The organism is Nocardia sp. NPDC019219, from assembly GCF_040632645.1.
Taxonomy (GTDB): domain Bacteria; phylum Actinomycetota; class Actinomycetes; order Mycobacteriales; family Mycobacteriaceae; genus Nocardia; species Nocardia sputorum.
The window spans coordinates 63,454-79,931 of the sequence record NZ_JBEYCG010000019.1 but is presented as its reverse complement, the minus strand read 5'-3'; the positions used below and the strand labels follow the sequence as shown (position 1 = coordinate 79,931).

16 protein-coding genes are annotated in these 16,478 nt (G+C 70.7%); 10 read left to right on the top strand and 6 right to left on the bottom strand.

Annotation, left to right across the window (positions count from 1 at the left end):
- Positions 1–29 precede the first annotated feature (29 nt).
- The 6 genes from ABZ552_RS28620 to ABZ552_RS28595 all read left to right on the top strand — a co-directional run bounded on the left by ABZ552_RS28620 (position 30) and on the right by ABZ552_RS28595 (position 5,846).
- On the top strand, positions 30–782 hold the full coding sequence (locus tag ABZ552_RS28620) for an SDR family oxidoreductase (protein WP_281873364.1): 753 nt from the start codon (positions 30–32) through the stop codon (positions 780–782).
- A complete protein-coding gene (locus ABZ552_RS28615) occupies positions 779–1,657 on the top strand; it encodes an NAD(P)-dependent oxidoreductase (RefSeq protein WP_281873365.1) in 879 nt (292 codons plus the stop codon). Before ABZ552_RS28620 ends, ABZ552_RS28615 begins: the two co-directional genes overlap by 4 nt.
- Positions 1,654–2,058: a carboxymuconolactone decarboxylase family protein gene (locus ABZ552_RS28610; protein WP_281873366.1), complete on the top strand. Its 405-nt coding sequence runs from the start codon at positions 1,654–1,656 to the stop codon at positions 2,056–2,058. Before ABZ552_RS28615 ends, ABZ552_RS28610 begins: the two co-directional genes overlap by 4 nt.
- A gap of 14 nt (positions 2,059–2,072) precedes the next feature.
- The gene (locus ABZ552_RS28605; protein WP_281873367.1) at positions 2,073–3,542 is read left to right on the top strand and encodes an FAD-dependent oxidoreductase; all 1,470 of its coding nucleotides are present in this window, start codon (positions 2,073–2,075) and stop codon (positions 3,540–3,542) included.
- A 33-nt stretch (positions 3,543–3,575) separates the two neighbouring features.
- On the top strand, positions 3,576–4,154 hold the full coding sequence (locus ABZ552_RS28600; RefSeq protein WP_357441016.1) for a TetR family transcriptional regulator: 579 nt from the start codon (positions 3,576–3,578) through the stop codon (positions 4,152–4,154).
- Positions 4,155–4,259: 105 nt separating this feature from the next.
- The gene (locus ABZ552_RS28595) at positions 4,260–5,846 is read left to right on the top strand and encodes a GMC family oxidoreductase N-terminal domain-containing protein (RefSeq protein ID WP_281873368.1); all 1,587 of its coding nucleotides are present in this window, start codon (positions 4,260–4,262) and stop codon (positions 5,844–5,846) included.
- Between the two features lie 94 nt (positions 5,847–5,940).
- Here the strand turns inward: ABZ552_RS28595 and ABZ552_RS28590 are convergent, their stop codons facing one another.
- A complete protein-coding gene (locus ABZ552_RS28590; protein ID WP_281873369.1) occupies positions 5,941–6,288 on the bottom strand; it encodes a DoxX family protein in 348 nt (115 codons plus the stop codon).
- Positions 6,289–6,393: 105 nt separating this feature from the next.
- Between ABZ552_RS28590 and ABZ552_RS28585 the strand changes: the two genes are divergently transcribed.
- Positions 6,394–7,272, top strand: a complete 879-nt coding sequence (locus tag ABZ552_RS28585; protein ID WP_281873370.1) for a sigma-70 family RNA polymerase sigma factor — start codon at positions 6,394–6,396, stop codon at positions 7,270–7,272.
- 15 nt (positions 7,273–7,287) lie between these two features.
- Here the strand turns inward: ABZ552_RS28585 and ABZ552_RS28580 are convergent, their stop codons facing one another.
- Together ABZ552_RS28580 and ABZ552_RS28575 are read right to left on the bottom strand one after the other, a co-directional pair.
- Entirely contained in the window at positions 7,288–8,238 is a 951-nt protein-coding gene (locus ABZ552_RS28580; RefSeq protein WP_281873371.1) for an AraC family transcriptional regulator, read from the bottom strand.
- Between the two features lie 175 nt (positions 8,239–8,413).
- Positions 8,414–8,890 (bottom strand): HAD-IIIC family phosphatase, encoded by a 477-nt coding sequence (locus ABZ552_RS28575; RefSeq protein WP_281873372.1) that lies wholly within the window; start codon positions 8,888–8,890, stop codon positions 8,414–8,416.
- 385 nt (positions 8,891–9,275) lie between these two features.
- Here ABZ552_RS28575 and ABZ552_RS28570 point away from each other — a divergent pair, with 385 nt between their 5' ends.
- The 3 genes from ABZ552_RS28570 (at position 9,276) to ABZ552_RS28560 (ending at position 13,687) form a co-directional block, all read left to right on the top strand.
- Positions 9,276–10,496: a helix-turn-helix domain-containing protein gene (locus tag ABZ552_RS28570; protein ID WP_281873373.1), complete on the top strand. Its 1,221-nt coding sequence runs from the start codon at positions 9,276–9,278 to the stop codon at positions 10,494–10,496.
- A 190-nt stretch (positions 10,497–10,686) separates the two neighbouring features.
- Positions 10,687–12,057 carry an amidase family protein gene (locus ABZ552_RS28565; protein ID WP_281918709.1) on the top strand — a complete coding sequence of 457 codons (1,371 nt, stop codon included), beginning with the start codon at positions 10,687–10,689 and terminating at the stop codon, positions 12,055–12,057.
- A gap of 178 nt (positions 12,058–12,235) precedes the next feature.
- Positions 12,236–13,687: a DUF5933 domain-containing protein gene (locus ABZ552_RS28560; protein WP_357441009.1), complete on the top strand. Its 1,452-nt coding sequence runs from the start codon at positions 12,236–12,238 to the stop codon at positions 13,685–13,687.
- A 69-nt stretch (positions 13,688–13,756) separates the two neighbouring features.
- On the opposite strand, the gene ABZ552_RS28555 is transcribed toward ABZ552_RS28560, so the two are convergent.
- The 3 genes from ABZ552_RS28555 to ABZ552_RS28545 are packed head-to-tail and all read right to left on the bottom strand — an operon-like array spanning position 13,757 to position 16,426.
- Entirely contained in the window at positions 13,757–15,154 is a 1,398-nt protein-coding gene (locus ABZ552_RS28555; protein ID WP_357441006.1) for an AMP-binding protein, read from the bottom strand.
- Positions 15,147–15,749 carry an energy-coupling factor transporter transmembrane protein EcfT gene (locus ABZ552_RS28550; protein WP_281873377.1) on the bottom strand — a complete coding sequence of 201 codons (603 nt, stop codon included), beginning with the start codon at positions 15,747–15,749 and terminating at the stop codon, positions 15,147–15,149. The genes ABZ552_RS28555 and ABZ552_RS28550 overlap by 8 nt, the downstream gene beginning before the upstream one ends.
- Positions 15,746–16,426, bottom strand: coding sequence for an ABC transporter ATP-binding protein (locus ABZ552_RS28545; protein ID WP_357441002.1), 681 nt, complete (start codon positions 16,424–16,426; stop codon positions 15,746–15,748). Before ABZ552_RS28545 ends, ABZ552_RS28550 begins: the two co-directional genes overlap by 4 nt.
- Positions 16,427–16,478: the final 52 nt, after the last annotated feature.

The following is a 16,478-nucleotide window of genomic DNA, read 5'->3' as shown; positions in this document are numbered from 1 at the left end:
CGCGGGACAACACAGAGGAGCTGAACTCCATGGCCCGTTTCACGGGAAGATCCGCCATCGTCACCGGCGCCGCCCAGGGCATCGGCGCCGCCTACGCGCAGGCGCTGGCCGCCGAAGGCGCGAACGTCGTCGTCGCCGACAAGAACGCCGAGAGCGGGGCGGCGGTGGTCGAGAAGATCGTCGCCGACGGCGGCACGGCGGTATTCGGTCAGGTCGACGTGGCCGATCCCGAATCCGCCACGGCGCTGGCCGATCTCGCCGTCGCCGAGTTCGGCGGCATCGACCACTTGGTGAACAACGCCGCCATCTACGGCGAGATGAAGCTGAACCTGCTGCTGACCGTGCCGTGGGACTACTACAAGAAGTTCATGAGCGTGAACATGGACGGCGCGCTGATCATGACCCGCGCCGTCTGGCCGCACATGTCCAAGCGGGGTAGCGGATCGATCGTCAACCAATCCTCCACTGCCGCATGGCTGTATTCCAGCTTCTACGGCCTGGCGAAAGTGGGCGTCAACGGGCTGACCCAGCAACTGGCCTTCGAGCTCGGCGGGTCGAACATCCGCGTCAACGCGATCGCGCCGGGTCCGATCGACACCGACGCCACCAAGGCCGTCACCCCGGAGGTGATCGTCGACGACATCGTCAAGCGTCTGCCGCTCAAGCGGATGGGCACGCCGCAGGACCTGGTCGGCGCCTGCCTGTACCTGCTGTCGGACGAGGCGAGCTGGGTCACCGGGCAGATCTTCAACGTCGACGGCGGACAGATCGTGCGGTCATGAGCGCTCGCATCGGATTCCTCGGCCTCGGCAACATGGGCGCGCCGATGGCCAAGCGCCTGCTGGACTGGCCGGGCGGGCTCGCGGTGTGCGACATGCGGCCGGAAGCGGTCGAGCCGTTCCTCGCGGCCGGCGCCGACGCGGTCGCCTCCGCCGCCGAACTGGCCAGGCAGGCGGCGATCATCTCGATCACCGTCGTGAACGACGCCCAGGTCCGCGACGTGATCACGGGCCCGGAAGGCGTGTTGCGGACCGCCGCGCCGGGCACCGTGGTCGCCGTGCACTCCACGATCAGCGACCGCACCGCCGAAGAACTCGCGGCGGTCTGCGGCGAGCGCGGCGTCGAACTGGTGGACGCGCCGATCAGCGGCGGCGCGCCCGGCGCGACCCGCGGCGCGCTCGCGGTCATGGTCGGCGGCAGCGCGGCGGCGTTCGAGCAGGTGCGCGAACCCTTCGGCTGCTTCGCCGATCTGATCGTGCACGCCGGGCCGATCGGCGCGGGCACGCGCATGAAATTGGCGCGCAACCTGCTGCACTTCGTCTCCTTCACCGCGGCCGCCGAGGCGCAACGGCTGGCCGAGGCGGCCGGTCTCGACCTCACCGCGCTCGGCAAGGTGGTGCGGCACTCCGACGCGGTCACCGGTGGGCCGGGCGCCATCATGCTGCGCGACACCACCGCCCCGATCCAGGACGGCGACTTCTGGCTGCCGATCCTGCGGCACGTGCGCGACCTCGGGGAGAAGGATCTGAGTCTCGCCCTGGAACTGGGTGAGCGGCTGGGCACCGCGCTGCCGCTGGCCGCACTCGCCCTCGACCGGCTCGGCCCCGGCCTCGGCGTCGGAACGGGCACCTTCGCAGCGGAAAGGCAACCCTCATGAGCGACAACGGATCCGGTGATACCGTGCGGCAGCGCGGTCTGGCCAGGATGGCCGAGGTCTACGGCACGGAATTCCAGGAGTACCCGGGCGCCCACTTCGCCGTCACCGCCGACCACCTCTTCGCCGACATCTGGTCGCGGCCCGGGCTCACCATCCGCGACCGCAGACTGCTGCTGCTCGGCGCACTGGCCGCACAAGGCGCGATCGACACCGCGGGCATCCAGATCGGGGCCGCGCTGCGCAACGGCGAACTCACCGAAGACCAGTTGCACGAGATCGCGGTGTTCCTGTGTCACTACGTGGGTTGGCCGAACGGCACCAAACTCGACATCCTGGTGGGCACGATCGTGGCACAGCAGAAGAAGGCCGCCCGCGCGCAATCCGCGTCCGCCGAGCAGTGAAGGATTCGTTGACCATGTCCGACGCCACCACCATTCGTCCCCTGCGCGCGAGCCGGGTCGAGACCTGGGATCACCGGGCCGACGTCGTCGTCGCCGGATACGGCATCGCCGGGATCTGCGCCGCCATCGAGGCCGCCCGCGCCGGTGCGGACGTGCTGGTCCTGGAGCGCACCGGCGGCTGGGGTGGCGCCGCCGCCCTGGCGGGCGGCTTCATCTACCTGGGCGGCGGCACACCGCTGCAACAGGCCCTCGGCTTCGAGGACACGCCCGAGAACATGGAGACCTTCCTGCTCGCCGCGCTCGGCCCCGGCGTGGACAAGGCGAAGATCGCCGACTACTGCCGCGGCAGTGTCGAGCACTTCACCTGGCTGGTGTCGTGCGGCGTGCCGTTCCGCGAGGCGTTCTGGGGCGAGCCGGGGTGGGAGCCGCCGCACGACGAGGGACTGATGTACTCCGGCGGTGAGAACGCCGCGCCGTTCAACGCGATCGCGAAACCCGCTCCGCGCGGGCATGTCCCGCAGATGGCCGACAAGCGCACCGGCGAGAAGGGCGGCGGCTACATGCTGATGAAGCCGCTGGCCGACACCGCGCAAGCGCTGGGCGTGCGCGCGGAGTACGACATGCGGATCGCGCGGCTGATCGTCGACGACGACGATCGAGTGGTCGGCGTGCTCGCCCGCCGGTACGGCAAACCGGTCGCCATCCGCGCCGAACGCGGCGTCGTGCTGGCCACCGGCAGCTTCGCCTATCACAAGGAGATGATCGAAGGCTACGCACCGCGGCTGATCGGCAGGCCCGCCGCGGCGATCGAGGAACACGACGGCATCGGCATCCGGCTGGCCCAGGCGCTCGGCGCGGAACTGGCGCACATGGACGCGACCGAGGTGGCGTTCTTCGGCGACCCGCAGCTGCTGGCCCGCGGCATCCTGGTCAACGGGCGCGGCCAGCGCTACGTCACCGAGGACACCTACCCCGGCCGGATCGGGCAGGCGACGCTGATCCAGCAGGACAACCAGGCGTACCTGGTGATCGACGAGGCGTCCTACGAGGAGGCGCTCACGACCGAGACCTCGACGCCGTTCTTCCGTCAGCCGCCCACGTGGGCGGCGGAGACCATCGCCGAACTGGAAGCCGAGATGGGCCTGCCCGGCCAGGCGCTGCAGGCCACCGTGGAGTGCTACAACCTGCACGCCGCCAACGGCGAGGACCCGTTGCTGGGCAAGAAGCCGGAATGGGTGCGCCCGTTGCGCGGACCGGTGGCAGCGTTCGACATGCGCGGCTTCACGGCGGGTTTCACCTTGGGCGGACTGCGCACCGACCTCGACTCCCGGGTGCTGCACGTGTCCGGGGAGCCGATTCCGGGGCTGTTCGCGGCGGGCCGGTGCACCTCCGGCCTGTGCGCGGGCGGGTACGTCAGCGGCGCGTCGCTGGGCGACGGCAGTTTCTACGGGCGCCGGGCCGGTATCGCGGCGGCCAAGAACTGAACCGTTCCAGTCCGCCTAGTAGGATCCAGACACATGTCCGAACCCGATTCCGTCATTCTCGAGGCGACCCGCCGCAGGCTCTCCGGCAAGCAGGCCGACACCGTCGACAAGCTGACCCGCGCGGCGGTGGAAGTGCTCGCGCGGGAAGGGTTCGCGGGCATGACCATCCGGATGGTCGCCGCGGCCGCCGGCGTCGGCACGGCCACGGCGTACACCTACTTCTCGTCGAAGGAGCATCTGGTCGCGGAGATCTTCTGGCGGCGGCTGGTCGCCTCGCCGTCGCCGGTCAGCGAGGACCAGGACCCGACCGTCCGGGTGGTCGCCGAACTGCGCAACATCGCGATGCTGGTGGCCGACGAGCAGGAGCTCTCCGGCGCGGTCACCAGCGCGTTGCTCGGCCGCGACCCCGATGTGGAGCATCTGCGCGGACGCATCGGCGCCGAGATCCGTAAACGCATCATCCGCGCGCTCGGTCCGGATCCGGACCCGGACGTGGTCGAGTCGCTGGAATTGCTCTACGCGGGCGCACTGGTGCGCGCGGGCATGGGTTACGGGTCGTACTCCGAGATCGCCGACCGTATCGAGGCCTCGGCGCTGCTGATCCTGCGGTAGCGCGGACAACGCCGGACGACTTCGGGCCGGTTACCCGAAACCGGACCGCACGGCGCGTGCTTGCTCGTATCTTTGCCGTAGTCGGTGCAGATCGGAGTGGGAAAAGTGCAACCTGGTGAGCTTTCCGCGGACTACGTCGTCGTCGGCTCGGGATCGGCGGGCGCGGTGGTGGCCAATCGGCTCAGCGCCGATCCGGGCACCACGGTGGCGTTGCTGGAAGCGGGCCCGCCGGACAAGAACAAGTTCGCGCACATCCCCGCCGGCTTCGCGAAACTGTTCCGCTCCGAAGTGGATTGGGACTACCTCACGCAGCCGCAGCCGGAACTGAAGAACCGCGAGATCTACTGGCCGCGCGGCAAGATGTTCGGCGGCTCGTCCTCGATGAACGCCATGATGTGGGTGCGCGGGTTCCGCGCGGACTACGACGAGTGGGCGCTGCTGGCGGGTGCGGAGTGGGGCTTCGCCGCGGCCGTCGAGCAGTTCCGGCGCATCGAACGCGTGGAGAACGCCCAGTATCCCGACGAGGGCACCGAAGGTCCGCTGCACGTCTCCCGCCAGCGCAGCCCGCGCGGCCTCACCGCCGCCTACCTGGCCGCGGTCCAGGAGGCGGGCTACCAGGTGGAGCCGCCGAACCGTCCGCAGCCGGACGGGTTCAGCGAGACCATGGTCACCCAGCGCGGCGGCCGCCGCTGGAGCACCGCGGACGCCTACCTGCGGCCCGCCCTGCGCCGGCCGAACCTCACCGTGCGCAGCGACGCGCTGGCCACCCGAGTGCTGTTCGACGGCACGCGCGCCGTCGGCGTGGAGTACCGCCGCGGCGGCGCCACCCACACGGTGACCGCGCGGCGCGAGGTCGTGCTGTGCGGCGGCGCGATCAACAGCCCGCAACTGCTGATGCTCTCCGGCATCGGCGACAGGGACGACCTGACCCGCCACGGCATCGAGGTCCGCCACCACGCGCCGGAGGTGGGCGCGAATCTGCAGGACCATCTGGTCGCCGGGCTCGGCTACAGCGTCGCGGGCGATTCGTTGTTCGGCGCCGAGAAGCCGCGCCAGCTGCTGGCCTACCTGATCCGCCATCGCGGCATGCTCACCTCGAACGTCGGCGAGGCGTACGGCTTCATCCGCAGCCGGGCCGATCTGGAGTTCCCCGATCTGGAGCTGGTCTTCGCGCCCGCGCCGTTCTACTACGAAGGACTGCAGGACCCGACCGAACACGGCGTCATCCTGGCGACGGTGCTGCTGCGCCCGCAGAGCCGGGGACGGATCGCCCTGTCCGGCGCCGACCCGGCCGCCAAACCCGTGATCGATCCGCGCTACCTGTCCGACAGCGCGGGCGCCGACCGCGCCGCCATCATGGCCGGACTGCGCGTGTGCGCCGCCATCGCCGCGGAACCCTCGATGAAGGCGGTGCTCGGCCCGCTGATCTATCCGCCGCAGGCGCCCGCGGAACCCGAAGCCGTACTCGAACTGACGCTCAACTCTTACGCGCACACGCTCTACCACCCCGTCGGCACCTGCCGCATGGGCACCGACGCCGCCAGCGTCGTCACGCCGCGGCTGGAAGTGCGTGGCGTGCAGGGACTTCGGGTGGCCGACGCCTCGGTGATGCCGCTCATCATCCGCGGGCACACGCACGCACCGGCGGTGTTCATCGGCGAGCAGGCGGCCAAGTTCATCCTTGCCGGGTAAGGGCGGTCCGCCGGCTCGCGTGCACCGGCGCGATGGCGGGACTGCCCCGCGCCGGTGTGCGACGGCAACGTTCATAGCGCCCGTCGATGCGCGTTCACGACGCGACGAACAGCCCGAGTGAAGCGGCGGCCAGCAGAAGATATGGCAGCGGGTATCCGATGTGCGTATAGAAACGCGCCCGGACGACGGTCAGCACCGCGCCGACGAAGTAGAGCACCAACCCGGCCGCCGCCGCCACGCCGATCGGCGGAAACGCCAGACCGGCAAGCAGCGCGGTCCCGCCGAGCGCCTTGACGACGGCCAGCGGCGTCAGCCACGACTCCGGAACCCCGTAGGCGCGCATATTCGTCCGCACCCACTCGGCGCGGACCACATCGATGCCCGCCGCGAGCAACGCGGCCGCGGCCGCCAGCACCGTGGTGACGACGTAGGCGATGTCCATGGCAATACCCTTTCGTCAGGTGCCGCACCCGGTCCGGATGCCGGTCACCTGTGAGCTGTCGAATCCGTCATCCCGATGACGGACCCCGGAGCGGAAAGGTGACCGATGCCCACCGACGACGGCTTGGCGCGAGAATTCGAGGCGCAGCGCGGCCACCTGCGCGCGGTCGCCTACCGCATGCTCGGCTCGCCTAGCGAGGCCGACGACGCGGTGCAGGAGACCTGGCTGCGGCTGGCCCGCCACGATGCCGAAGACGTACGCAACCTGCCGGGCTGGCTCACCACCGTCGTGTCCCGCATCTGCCTGGACATGCTGCGCGCCAGGTCGGCGCGGCGCGAGGAACCGCTCGGCCACCCATCCGGGCTGGAGGACGGCGCCGAGGAGAACGAACCGGAGCAGGAGGCGGTCCTGATCGAGTCGGTCGGCCGGGCGCTGCTGGTGGTGCTGGACCGGCTCGGCCCCGACGAGCGGGTGGCGTTCGTCCTGCACGACCTGTTCGCGGTGCCGTTCGACGAGATCGGGCCGATCGTCGGCCGCACGACACCGACCACCAAGAAACTGGCCAGCCGGGCCCGGCACCGCGTGCGGGGTGTCGATGCCGCGGCCGCACCGGCACTCACCGCGCAGCGGCATGTCGTCGACGCCTTTCTCGGCGCGGCGCGCAGTGGCGACCTCGATGGGCTCCTGGCGGTGCTCGCGCCGGATGTGGTCCGCACGGCCGACGCCGCCGCGCTTCCCGCCGGCATGGCCACGATCGTGCGCGGCGCGTCCTCGGTGGCCGGGGAAACCGTGCTGTTGCGGCGGCGGGCGCAGATGGCGGCGCTCGCGCTGGTGGACGGTCAGCCGGGCATCGTGGTCGCGCCGCACGGCCGACTGCGCCTGGCGCTCATCGTGACGGTGCGCGACGACCGGGTGGCGGGATACCGCGTGATCGCCGACTCGTCCCGGCTGCATGATCTCTCGATCACTGTGCTGCCCAACTAGTTTCGGGACACCCGTTCAGGGCGACGGCACGGGCTCCCGCGCCTCGCCCGGCTCGGCGCGCTCCGCTGATCTGCGCCGCCGGAACTCCCGCGGCGTCTCGCCGAAGCGCGCCTTGAACGCCGCGGAGAACCAGGCCGGGGTGAATCCGGCCCGGACCGCCAGCTCACGGATGGGATCGTCCTCCCGCGCCGGATCCTCGAGCAGAGCGCGCGCGGCCCGCAGCGCCTCCTCCCGGCGCACGTCGCGGTAGGTGGTGCCGGCCTGCTGCAGTACCGAGCGCAGTTGCCGAGGCGACCAGCCCAGCGCGTGCGCCACCGCGGGCAGCCGCACGTCGCCCCGGCCGACGTTGGCGCGCACGAACTGCCGGATCTGCGCGACGACGTGGGCGTGGTGGGTACGCTGCGGCTCGGTGTCGCCCAGCGACATCAGGCTCAGCAACTCGGCGATCCGGTCGCAGACCGCGTTGAACTCGCGATCCGACAGATTCGATTGCTCGGCGTGCGTGCTGCGGATCATCGCCTGGGTGATCCGGCCGAGTCCGGAATTCAGATCGATCGTCATGCCGCGCTCGGCGAGCGGTCCGGCGCGATGGTCGAGTTCGGCCCGGGGCAGCTGGATCGCGTAGGCCGACAACAGCGGGATATGGATCTGGCACAGGTCGTCGAGGGCGGTCACCGCCGCCTGATCGGGCTGCGCGCGCGTCTCCTCGCCGCGATAGCGCACCGAGTACACGCCCCGCTCGGGGATGACCACCCAATAGAAGTCGTCGCACGGACCACGGCGGATGTTCGTCCGGGTGCGGTAGGAGGTGCTCGTGCCACGCTGTTCCCAGCGCAACAACCGGTAGGAGGCCGATTCCTGCACCGTCAGGCCCGAATACCACCGTTCGGGATCGCCGTAGCGGTAGTCCATCGGAACGAAGCCGTTGGCGATCGCGGTCCACGAATCCGCATCGTTGGCGGTCACGCCGTAGCACTGCATGGTGACAACCTATCGCCGCCCGATTTCACCGACACCGTATTGTCCACCAGAACGATCCGGCCCCGGCGGGATACTCGCGCCGGTGGGAAGCCTCGGCCGCGGACCCGGCTCGGACGCCGGATTCCGCTGGTAGGAAGAACATTACGTGTTCACCCGGAAATCAGCGCGCGGGCACCCGGGCGAATCCGAGCGGCGGCGTGGGAGCGGGCCCCGTGCGCAACACGGGACGGAAATCGGGGAGCACCGGAAGGACGTCGGCATTACGTGCGGCGTAGCAGCGCACGGTGGGCAGCGCACGCGACACCTCGGCGCGCTCCACCGGCTCGTGGTCGATGAAACCCACGGTGTCGAAGCCGAGACCGAGCGTGCGCGCGATCCGCACGATCGCCGAAGACTTGGGACCCCAGCCGATCTCGACGGCCGAGAACATCTCGTAGACGCCGTACCGGTACAACTTGTCCAGCGTCCACTCGCGCTCGCCGCGGCTCGCCACGGCATGCCAGATCCCTCGCTCGCTGAGCACGCGCAGGGTGCGCAGCGCGGCAGGCCGCAACGCGCCGACGGTCGCGTCGCACACGGCGCCGTCCCACAAGGTGTTGTCCAGTTCCCAGACAAGACATCTCAGAGCCGGTGCCATCGCCTGCCCCTATCGTCGCGCCATCACTGCCTTCCGCCGTGGCGTGCGCGGCGGACGGGCACTGCACACCATCCGGGACACGACACGTGCCGGACAAGACCCTCGTTACATGGCCATGGCCGGCGCGGGTGATCCTACCGGCATGTCGGCCGCGCCTCGCGGCGACAACGGACCCGACCCAGGACCCGAGGCCGACGACCTCGGCCTCGCGGTGTGCCGGCCGCCCCCGAGAATCGGTCATATGTCCAGCTGCTGTGAGCGCTCACAAGCGCGCCTCGACCGGTCTCACCTGCTCTCACAGAACCCGTCGATCGGGTCCGCGAAAGGGATCGACGGATTAGTGTAAATGCGCTGCACAGCAATCGTGGGCGGAAGGGAGTCGCCAATGTCCGTCGACAGTTCGGCCCGGCAGAGCCTGAGCCTGTCGGGGAAGCCGATGTCGTCCCCGCTGAAGGACGTTCGCGGGCTATCGCGTCAGATGGTCGGGCACTTCGTCGAGAACGTCATCCCGTGCGGCACCCTACCGGGTGACGCGATCGCCGGAGACGTCACCACCATCACCCGGGTCTGCCTGGAGCTGGCGGTGAGCATGCTCGACGGAAAGGACCTCCCGGAGAAACTCCAGCGACTCGGCGACGCCGCCGCGGGATGGGCGCGCGAGGGAGTGCCGATCGACACCATCCACCACTCGATCCACGAAGGCTTCAAGATGGGCCTGGAGCTGGTGGTGTCCGACGCGACGATGAAGGACTACGACGACCTCGTCGACGGCGCCAAGATGGTCGTCGAGATGCTCGACATGATCAACTCGGCGGTCTCCATGGCCTACGTCCGGGAACTGCGCGCGGTGGTCAGCGAGCACCACACCGCCGTGCACACGCTGACCTCCGCGCTGCTGGGCGGGCACAGCACCTCCACCATGGCCCGCGAATGCGGCATCGCCATCGCGTCCTCGTACGTCGTTCTGGCCGTGGCGATTCCGCCGCACCGCGAGGAACGCAACCCGATGGTGGACGGCAAAGTCGTCGCCCGCCGGAAACTGCGCCGGGTCCAGGCCGAGCTCGCCACCCGTTGCGGCGAGGCCGCGCTGTCGCTGCTGAGCGTGGACGGCGGCACGGTGCTCATCCCGTCCGGCCACCTGGACAACGAGCAGCTGGACGCGCTGGTCACCCAGCTGTCGCACGCCGCGCAGGTGGGCGTCACCGCGACCATGGTCGAGGCGACTCCGGAGAAGATCCCCACCGCCGCCGACCAGGCTCACGAACTGCTCGACATGGTGCAGCGATTGCAGGCCGTGGCCGGGCTCTACCGCTTCGACGAGCTGGCGCTGGAATACCAGCTCACCAGACCGGGACCCGGCCGCGAGTACCTCGGCTCGCTGCTGGACCCGCTGGACGCGCACCCGGAACTGCTGGAGACACTGCAACGGCACATCGCCAACAACCTCAACCGGCAGCGCACGGCACGCGTGCTGCACGTGCACACCAATACCGTGGACTACCGGCTCAAGCGGATCGGACAGCTCACCGGATTCGACCCGTCCCAGCCCTCGGGCTTGTGGTATCTGCGCTCGGCACTGGTGGCCCGCACGTATCGCACGACCTGACCGCCCGCCGAGCAGGTCCCCGTCCCCTCGGCCCAGTGCGGCGGGACCGCGTGCCGCTCGTTCCCATGCCCGGGAACGGCGGCTGGTCATTGTGGCCGCCCACGCCGACGATTACCGTGAGCGGCGAGTCTCGACGGCCGGTAGCGGTGCAACGTCGGTCGTCGCGACCTGAGGTACCGAGGAGACAGCGATGACATGGGCGGGCGCGCCTGCGGCCGAGATCGCGGCGGGAGTCCAGAGCCGGACGGTGTCCCCGCTCGAGGTGGCCGACGAGCACCTGGCCCGCATCGCGGCCCTCGACCCACGGATCAACGCCTTCCGCATCGTGCGGCACGAACAGGTCCGCCACGAAGCTCGCGCGCTGGCCACCCGCGGCGATCTCCGCGACCTCCCGCTGGCCGGAGTTCCGGTGGCGGTGAAGGACAATCTCGACCTCGCCGGCTGCGTGACCGGCAACGGATCGCGCGCGGCGCGGCAGACCGCCGCCGACTCCGACAGCGAGCTGGTCGGCCGGTTGCGCGCCGCGGGCGCGTTGCTGATCGGCAAGACGAATGTGCCGGAGCTGTGCCAGTGGCCGGTCACCGAGAGCGCCGCGCACGGCGTCACCCGCAATCCGTGGCACCTCGCGCACACCCCCGGCGGCTCCACCGGTGGCGGCGCCGCGGCGGTGGCCGCCGGAATGGCCGCGCTGGCAATCGGTTCCGACGGCGGCGGGTCGATCCGCATCCCGTCGTCCTGCTGCGGGCTCGTCGGCCTGAAACCGGGTGACGGCGTGCTGCCACGTCCCGCCGAACTCGGCTCGAATTGGCTGGGCATCTCCACCTTCGGCCCGCTGGCGACCACGGTGTCCGACGCGGCCCTGCTCCTCGCCGTGCTAGCGGCCGACGACCGTTACCGCGCCCCCGCCGCGCCCGAGCGGCCGCTGCGGATCGGCATGACCACCCGGCCACCGGTACTCGGCGCGTCCGTCGACCCGCAGGTACGTTCGGCGATGCTGGCCGCGGCCGAGGCGCTGCGCGAAGCGGGCCATACCGTCACCGACGCGCCGCCGCCGTGGCGGCCGCAGGACGCGCTCGGCTTCCTGGCGCGCTACTTCGCCGGCGTCGCCGAGGACACCACGAATCTCAGCGCAGACCTGCTGGAACCGCTGACCCGCAAGGTGGCCAGGGCCGGACGGGTGCTCACCAGGGTGCGCCCGGTGCCCGACGCTCCCCCGGCACGGCAGGCCGAGCGATTCGCCGCCTGGTTCACCGAGCACGATCTTCTGCTCACGCCCACGCTGGCGACCCCGCCGGTGCCGGTCGGAGCCTTCGCCGGGCAAGGGTTTCTGCGGACCTTGCGCGACGTGCCCCGCTTCATCCCGTTCACCCCGCCGTTCAACACCGTCCGGTATCCGGCGATCTCCGTTCCCGCCGGGCTGTCCGACACCGGCCTGCCCATCGGCGTACAGCTCGCCGCGGCGCCCGGCGGCGAGACCACGCTGCTGGCGGTCGCCGCGCAACTGGAGCGGATCCGTCCCTGGCGACGGCACGCTCCCCTCGACGACGCGGCTCTTCGGTAACAGACCGCTACACCGGGCGGACGGCGACCGGGCGCGACGCGCGCACCGACCCGCGAGAACGTGTCGGCCTCGAATGAGTTCGGCTTATCCGGTGGTTTTCCGTGCCATCCGCCGCGGCAACGCTCGCTCGCCCATCTCCCCGTACATGCGCCGTTAATGCCGTGTTTACGATGTCTCGGTGCTTGTGAACGACGTGCGAGGAAGCTTGACCCCACCGGGCGAGCGAGTGGGTATCGAAGAGCTTCCGGAGCGTCGGTTCCGGCCGGTGACCGTATGGTGCGGCGTCGCGGCCATCGTGCTCGCGCTGGCCTGCGGCGAACTCATGGCCGCGCACATCGGGGCGCTCGGGCCGCTGACCAGCCTGTTTCGGGACTATGCCGGTACGCCGAAGTCGGCGACCACACCGTGGGCCGGGTTCCTGCTGGCCTTGGTCGGGATCACGGTGCGCGCCCGCGTCGGCGCTGTCGCCGCGGCGATCGCCATCGACCTGCTGTTCGTGGTGATCAGGACGGCCGAAGGACGGCCGTTCACCGTCGGCAACGGTCCGACCATCGTGCTCACCGCGCTGGCGGTGCTGGCGTTCGCGCGGTGGGACGGGCAGCGCCGCCGTACGGCGTTGCGCACCATCGCCTTCGGCGCCCTGCTGATCTGCGCGACGAAGATCAGCGAGATCTGGTTGGACATCACCGCGTGGGCGTGCCCGATGGTGCTCGATCCGTACGTGCAAGTCGCCGATCGCGTCCTCGGCAGTCCGTCGTGGCTGGCCGGGCAGGCACTGGACGCGGCGGGGCCGGTGGCGTCGGGCGTGGTGCGCTGGGTCTACTTCGAGCTTCCGCTGGCGGCCGTCCTCGTCGCGGCCTGGCAGTTGCGCGGCGTGACGACCGGTGGGTGGCCACGGCACTACCTGGTGCGGACGTTCCTCACCCTGGGCCTGGTCGGGCCGATCTGGTACGTGGTCTTCCCGGTGGTGGGGCCGGTGCTCGCGTACGGACCGCAGGGACTGGGCTTCGAGATCACCGACGTCTGGCCGAATGTCGTTCCTGAGGTGCCCTCCTCGATCGAGGCGCTGCGCTTCGACGCCATCACCCCGCGCAACTGCATGCCGTCCCTGCACACCGCCTGGGCGCTGTCGCTGTTCATCCACTCGCGGCGCGGCCCGCTGTGGCTGCGCTGGGGCGGCGCGTTCTGGCTGGTGTGCACACTTGTCGCGACGCTCGGCCTGGGGGCCCACTACGGCGTCGACCTGGTCGTGGGCGCGGCGTTGTGCCTGACGGTCGAATCCGCGCTGCGCGATCCGGATCGCGGCTGGGATCGCTCGCGCGTCCGCCTCGTGGCCATGGGCGTCGCCGTCTGCGCCGGGGTACTGCTGTGCATTCGCTTCTTCGCCCTGCAGATGGCCGCGCACCCGCTCCTGTCCGGCATCGTGCTCCTCGGAGCCCTCGGTGCGCTGGTGATCACGTTCTACGCCACGTGGTTCGGCTCGGCGTCGGTGGAGCCCACAGCGGCGAGTGCGGACTCGGCGGTCCAGCGAGAAGAAGACGACATCCAGCCGGAGCAGCTGACCCGCTCCGCGACGGGAGACCACAGTGACGACAGCGGGCATACCAGTTCCCTGCGCGCGATGCCGTAGCACCGAGTCGGCCGGCGCACGCGTGACGAATCCCGCGTGCGCCGACGACGAATCACTCGCCTTTCGTAGTCAGCGCCCGGCCCCGCCACGGCGCTGCGCGGCCAGCGTCTCGGCCAACGCCGACCGATCGAGCTTCCCCCGCGGTGTGCGCGGCAGGCTGCCCACGATCGCTACCTGCACCGGCATACTCGGGCTCGGCAGACTCGCGCGCAGCCGCCGCCAGATCTCCTCGAGAGCAGGGGCGCCCGCGTCTACCACGATCGCCGCCGCGGGCGCCTCCCCCATCCGCGCGTCGGGCACGCCGATGCAGGCGGCCTCGGCGACACCCGAAATCGCCGTGAGCGCCGCTTCGACCGCGGCGGGTTCCACGTTGAGACCCGCCCGAATCAACATCTCGCTCTCCCGGCCGAACAACCGGAGACGCCTGCCGGTCACCTCGCCGCGATCGCCGACGGTCATCCAGCCGTCGACCGGACCGCCGACCACACCGTCGGCGGTGAGGTAGCCGTCGAACAGCATGTCACTGCGCACGTATACCAGTCCGCCGCGAATATCGGCATCGACACCGTCGAAGAGTTCGCCCGCCGACTTCTCGTCGGTGCTGCCGAGCCCCCGGTCGAAGGACACGAAGCTCAACTCGGACGCACCGTAGAAGTGCACGAGCGCGGCGTTGGGCAGCGCCTCCTGCAACGCTCGCCGTCCCGGGCGCGGCCACCGGGCCGCCGAGGACAGCACTTCCCGGACGCTGCCGACCGGACCGATCCCCGCACGCACCACGTCCCACGCGATCGTCGGCACCGAATACAGCTGCGTCGCGCCATCGTTCAGCGCATCGGCCACCGGCCGCAGGTCGACCGTCGCGCCCCGGGTCAGGGCGTGCAACGCGCCGTACAGGAAATGCGTGTGGTCCAGCACGCCGGGTACCGACACCCGATCGCCGGCGCCGATGTCGAAGGTGTGGTCGGAGCGATCCAGCGTGGCGGCCCACGACCGGTGGTCGCGCACGAAAAGCTTCGGCTCGCCGGTGGTGCCGGAGGTGATCCCGACCAGCAGCTCGGCGCCCGGGTCCACCGGACGCACCGAGCCCGCGGATTCGAGGGCGGCGGCGGTCCGCACGGTCGCGTCGAATCCCAGGCGCCGCAACCGCCGATGCTGGTGCGGCGCGGCCACGACGGCTGCCGGCTCGGCCAGCGCGAGCACCCGGCTCAGCTGGGCGGGCAGCAGATGGCGATGCAGCAGGACGACGCTCACCCCGGCGTGCATCGCCGCCGTCACCACGACCAGCGATTCGACATCGGAGGTGGGGAGCACGGCCACCCGCCGCATGCCGTCGAGCCCGGCGGCGACACGAACGACCCTCGACCAGAACCGCTCGTAGCCGACCCGTTCGCGTCCCGAGATCACCGCGGTCACCGCCGGATTCGCCGCGGCCTGCCGGGCTATCCGCGCGGCGAGCAGTTCAGGCATCGTCCACTCCCCGCGCGGCGAGGGCGTCGCCCATCGCGTCGGCGGTCCGCAGCGCCCGCACCAGCACCGGCGTGACCAGCGCCGTCATCGACCATTGCAGGCCGCGAGCGCGCCGCGCCTCGGCGACGTCGTGCACGATCCCGGCCAGCAACGGGACACACCGGATGGCCAGTGCCAGCAGCAGTCCGATCCGCTCGGGATCGACACCCACGCGGCGCAGGGGCCGCAGCCACCGGGTGACCGCGTCCAGCATGTCGCTCACCCGCGTGGTGAGCGTGAACAGCGCCGCGAGCGCCACCGAGATCACCAGCACGCCGCACACCACCGCGGCCCGCGCAGGCGACGTGACCAGCACCTGGAACACGGCTATGAGCAACAGCATCCACACCAACGGGCGCAGTTGCGCCAGCGCGACTCGCCACGGGATCCCGGCCACCGCGAACAGGCCCGCCACCACCCCAGCGGCGACGGCCACCTGCGGCGGAGTCCGCAGGAACACCGTGGCGGCCACGATCGACACCAGCAGCAGCACCAGCTTCACCCCGGCGGGCAGCCGGTGCAGCGGGGAATCGCCGGGACGGTAGAGGCCGATCATTCGACCGCCGCCCGGTAGGCCGCGACGGCGTCGCCGGGCGTCCCGTCGAACGCCACCGCGCCGTCATCGATCACGATGACGCGTTCGAAACTCTCCAGCAGCGACAGCTGATGGGTCACCACGATCACCTGCTGGTCCACGGCGTCCAGGGCGCCCGCGACGATCCTGGCGTTGCGCAGGTCCAGCAGCGTGGTCGGCTCGTCGGCGACGATCACCTCCGGCCGCCGGATCAGGACCGCACCGAGGGCGAGCAACTGTTTCTGGCCGCCGGACAGCAGATGCGAAGGATGTTCGGCGTGGCCCACGAGCCCGAATCGCTCCAGGATCTCCCCGACGCGCGCCGCGATCTCCGGCCTGCTCAACCCGCTGCGCCGCAGTGAGAACGCGAGATCCTCGGCGACCGTGGGCATCACGATCTGCGTATCGGGATCGGTGAAGACGAACCCCACCTTCCGCCGCACCAGCGCGCCCTTGCGGGAGGCGTCCACGCCGTCGACCGTGACCGTCCCGGAACTCGGCGCCAGCAGGCCGTTGATCATGCGCGCCATCGTCGATTTGCCGGAACCGTTGGACCCGATGACGCCGACGCGGCGTTCGGTGATCCGCAGGCTGATGTCGCGCAACACGTTTCGCTCACCGAAACGGTGGCTCACCGAGTCGAAGACGATCTCACTCACGACGGCACCTCGCTGAGGATCGGTCCGGCCGTGCGCGACGGCGCGCTGTGTT

What these genes read in the sequence shown, in the direction of transcription:
- ABZ552_RS28610 (WP_281873366.1), top strand. Translation starts at nt 1,654, where the DNA reads ATGAGCGACAACGGATCCGGTGATACCGTGCGGCAGCGCGGTCTGGCC.
- ABZ552_RS28550 (WP_281873377.1), bottom strand. Translation starts at nt 15,749, where the DNA reads ATGATCGGCCTCTACCGTCCCGGCGATTCCCCGCTGCACCGGCTGCCC.
- ABZ552_RS28605 (WP_281873367.1), top strand. Translation starts at nt 2,073, where the DNA reads ATGTCCGACGCCACCACCATTCGTCCCCTGCGCGCGAGCCGGGTCGAG.
- ABZ552_RS28600 (WP_357441016.1), top strand. Translation starts at nt 3,576, where the DNA reads ATGTCCGAACCCGATTCCGTCATTCTCGAGGCGACCCGCCGCAGGCTC.
- ABZ552_RS28615 (WP_281873365.1), top strand. Translation starts at nt 779, where the DNA reads ATGAGCGCTCGCATCGGATTCCTCGGCCTCGGCAACATGGGCGCGCCG.
- ABZ552_RS28555 (WP_357441006.1), bottom strand. Translation starts at nt 15,154, where the DNA reads ATGCCTGAACTGCTCGCCGCGCGGATAGCCCGGCAGGCCGCGGCGAAT.
- ABZ552_RS28620 (WP_281873364.1), top strand. Translation starts at nt 30, where the DNA reads ATGGCCCGTTTCACGGGAAGATCCGCCATCGTCACCGGCGCCGCCCAG.
- ABZ552_RS28590 (WP_281873369.1), bottom strand. Translation starts at nt 6,288, where the DNA reads ATGGACATCGCCTACGTCGTCACCACGGTGCTGGCGGCCGCGGCCGCG.
- ABZ552_RS28570 (WP_281873373.1), top strand. Translation starts at nt 9,276, where the DNA reads ATGTCCGTCGACAGTTCGGCCCGGCAGAGCCTGAGCCTGTCGGGGAAG.
- ABZ552_RS28565 (WP_281918709.1), top strand. Translation starts at nt 10,687, where the DNA reads ATGACATGGGCGGGCGCGCCTGCGGCCGAGATCGCGGCGGGAGTCCAG.
- ABZ552_RS28575 (WP_281873372.1), bottom strand. Translation starts at nt 8,890, where the DNA reads ATGGCACCGGCTCTGAGATGTCTTGTCTGGGAACTGGACAACACCTTG.
- ABZ552_RS28585 (WP_281873370.1), top strand. Translation starts at nt 6,394, where the DNA reads ATGCCCACCGACGACGGCTTGGCGCGAGAATTCGAGGCGCAGCGCGGC.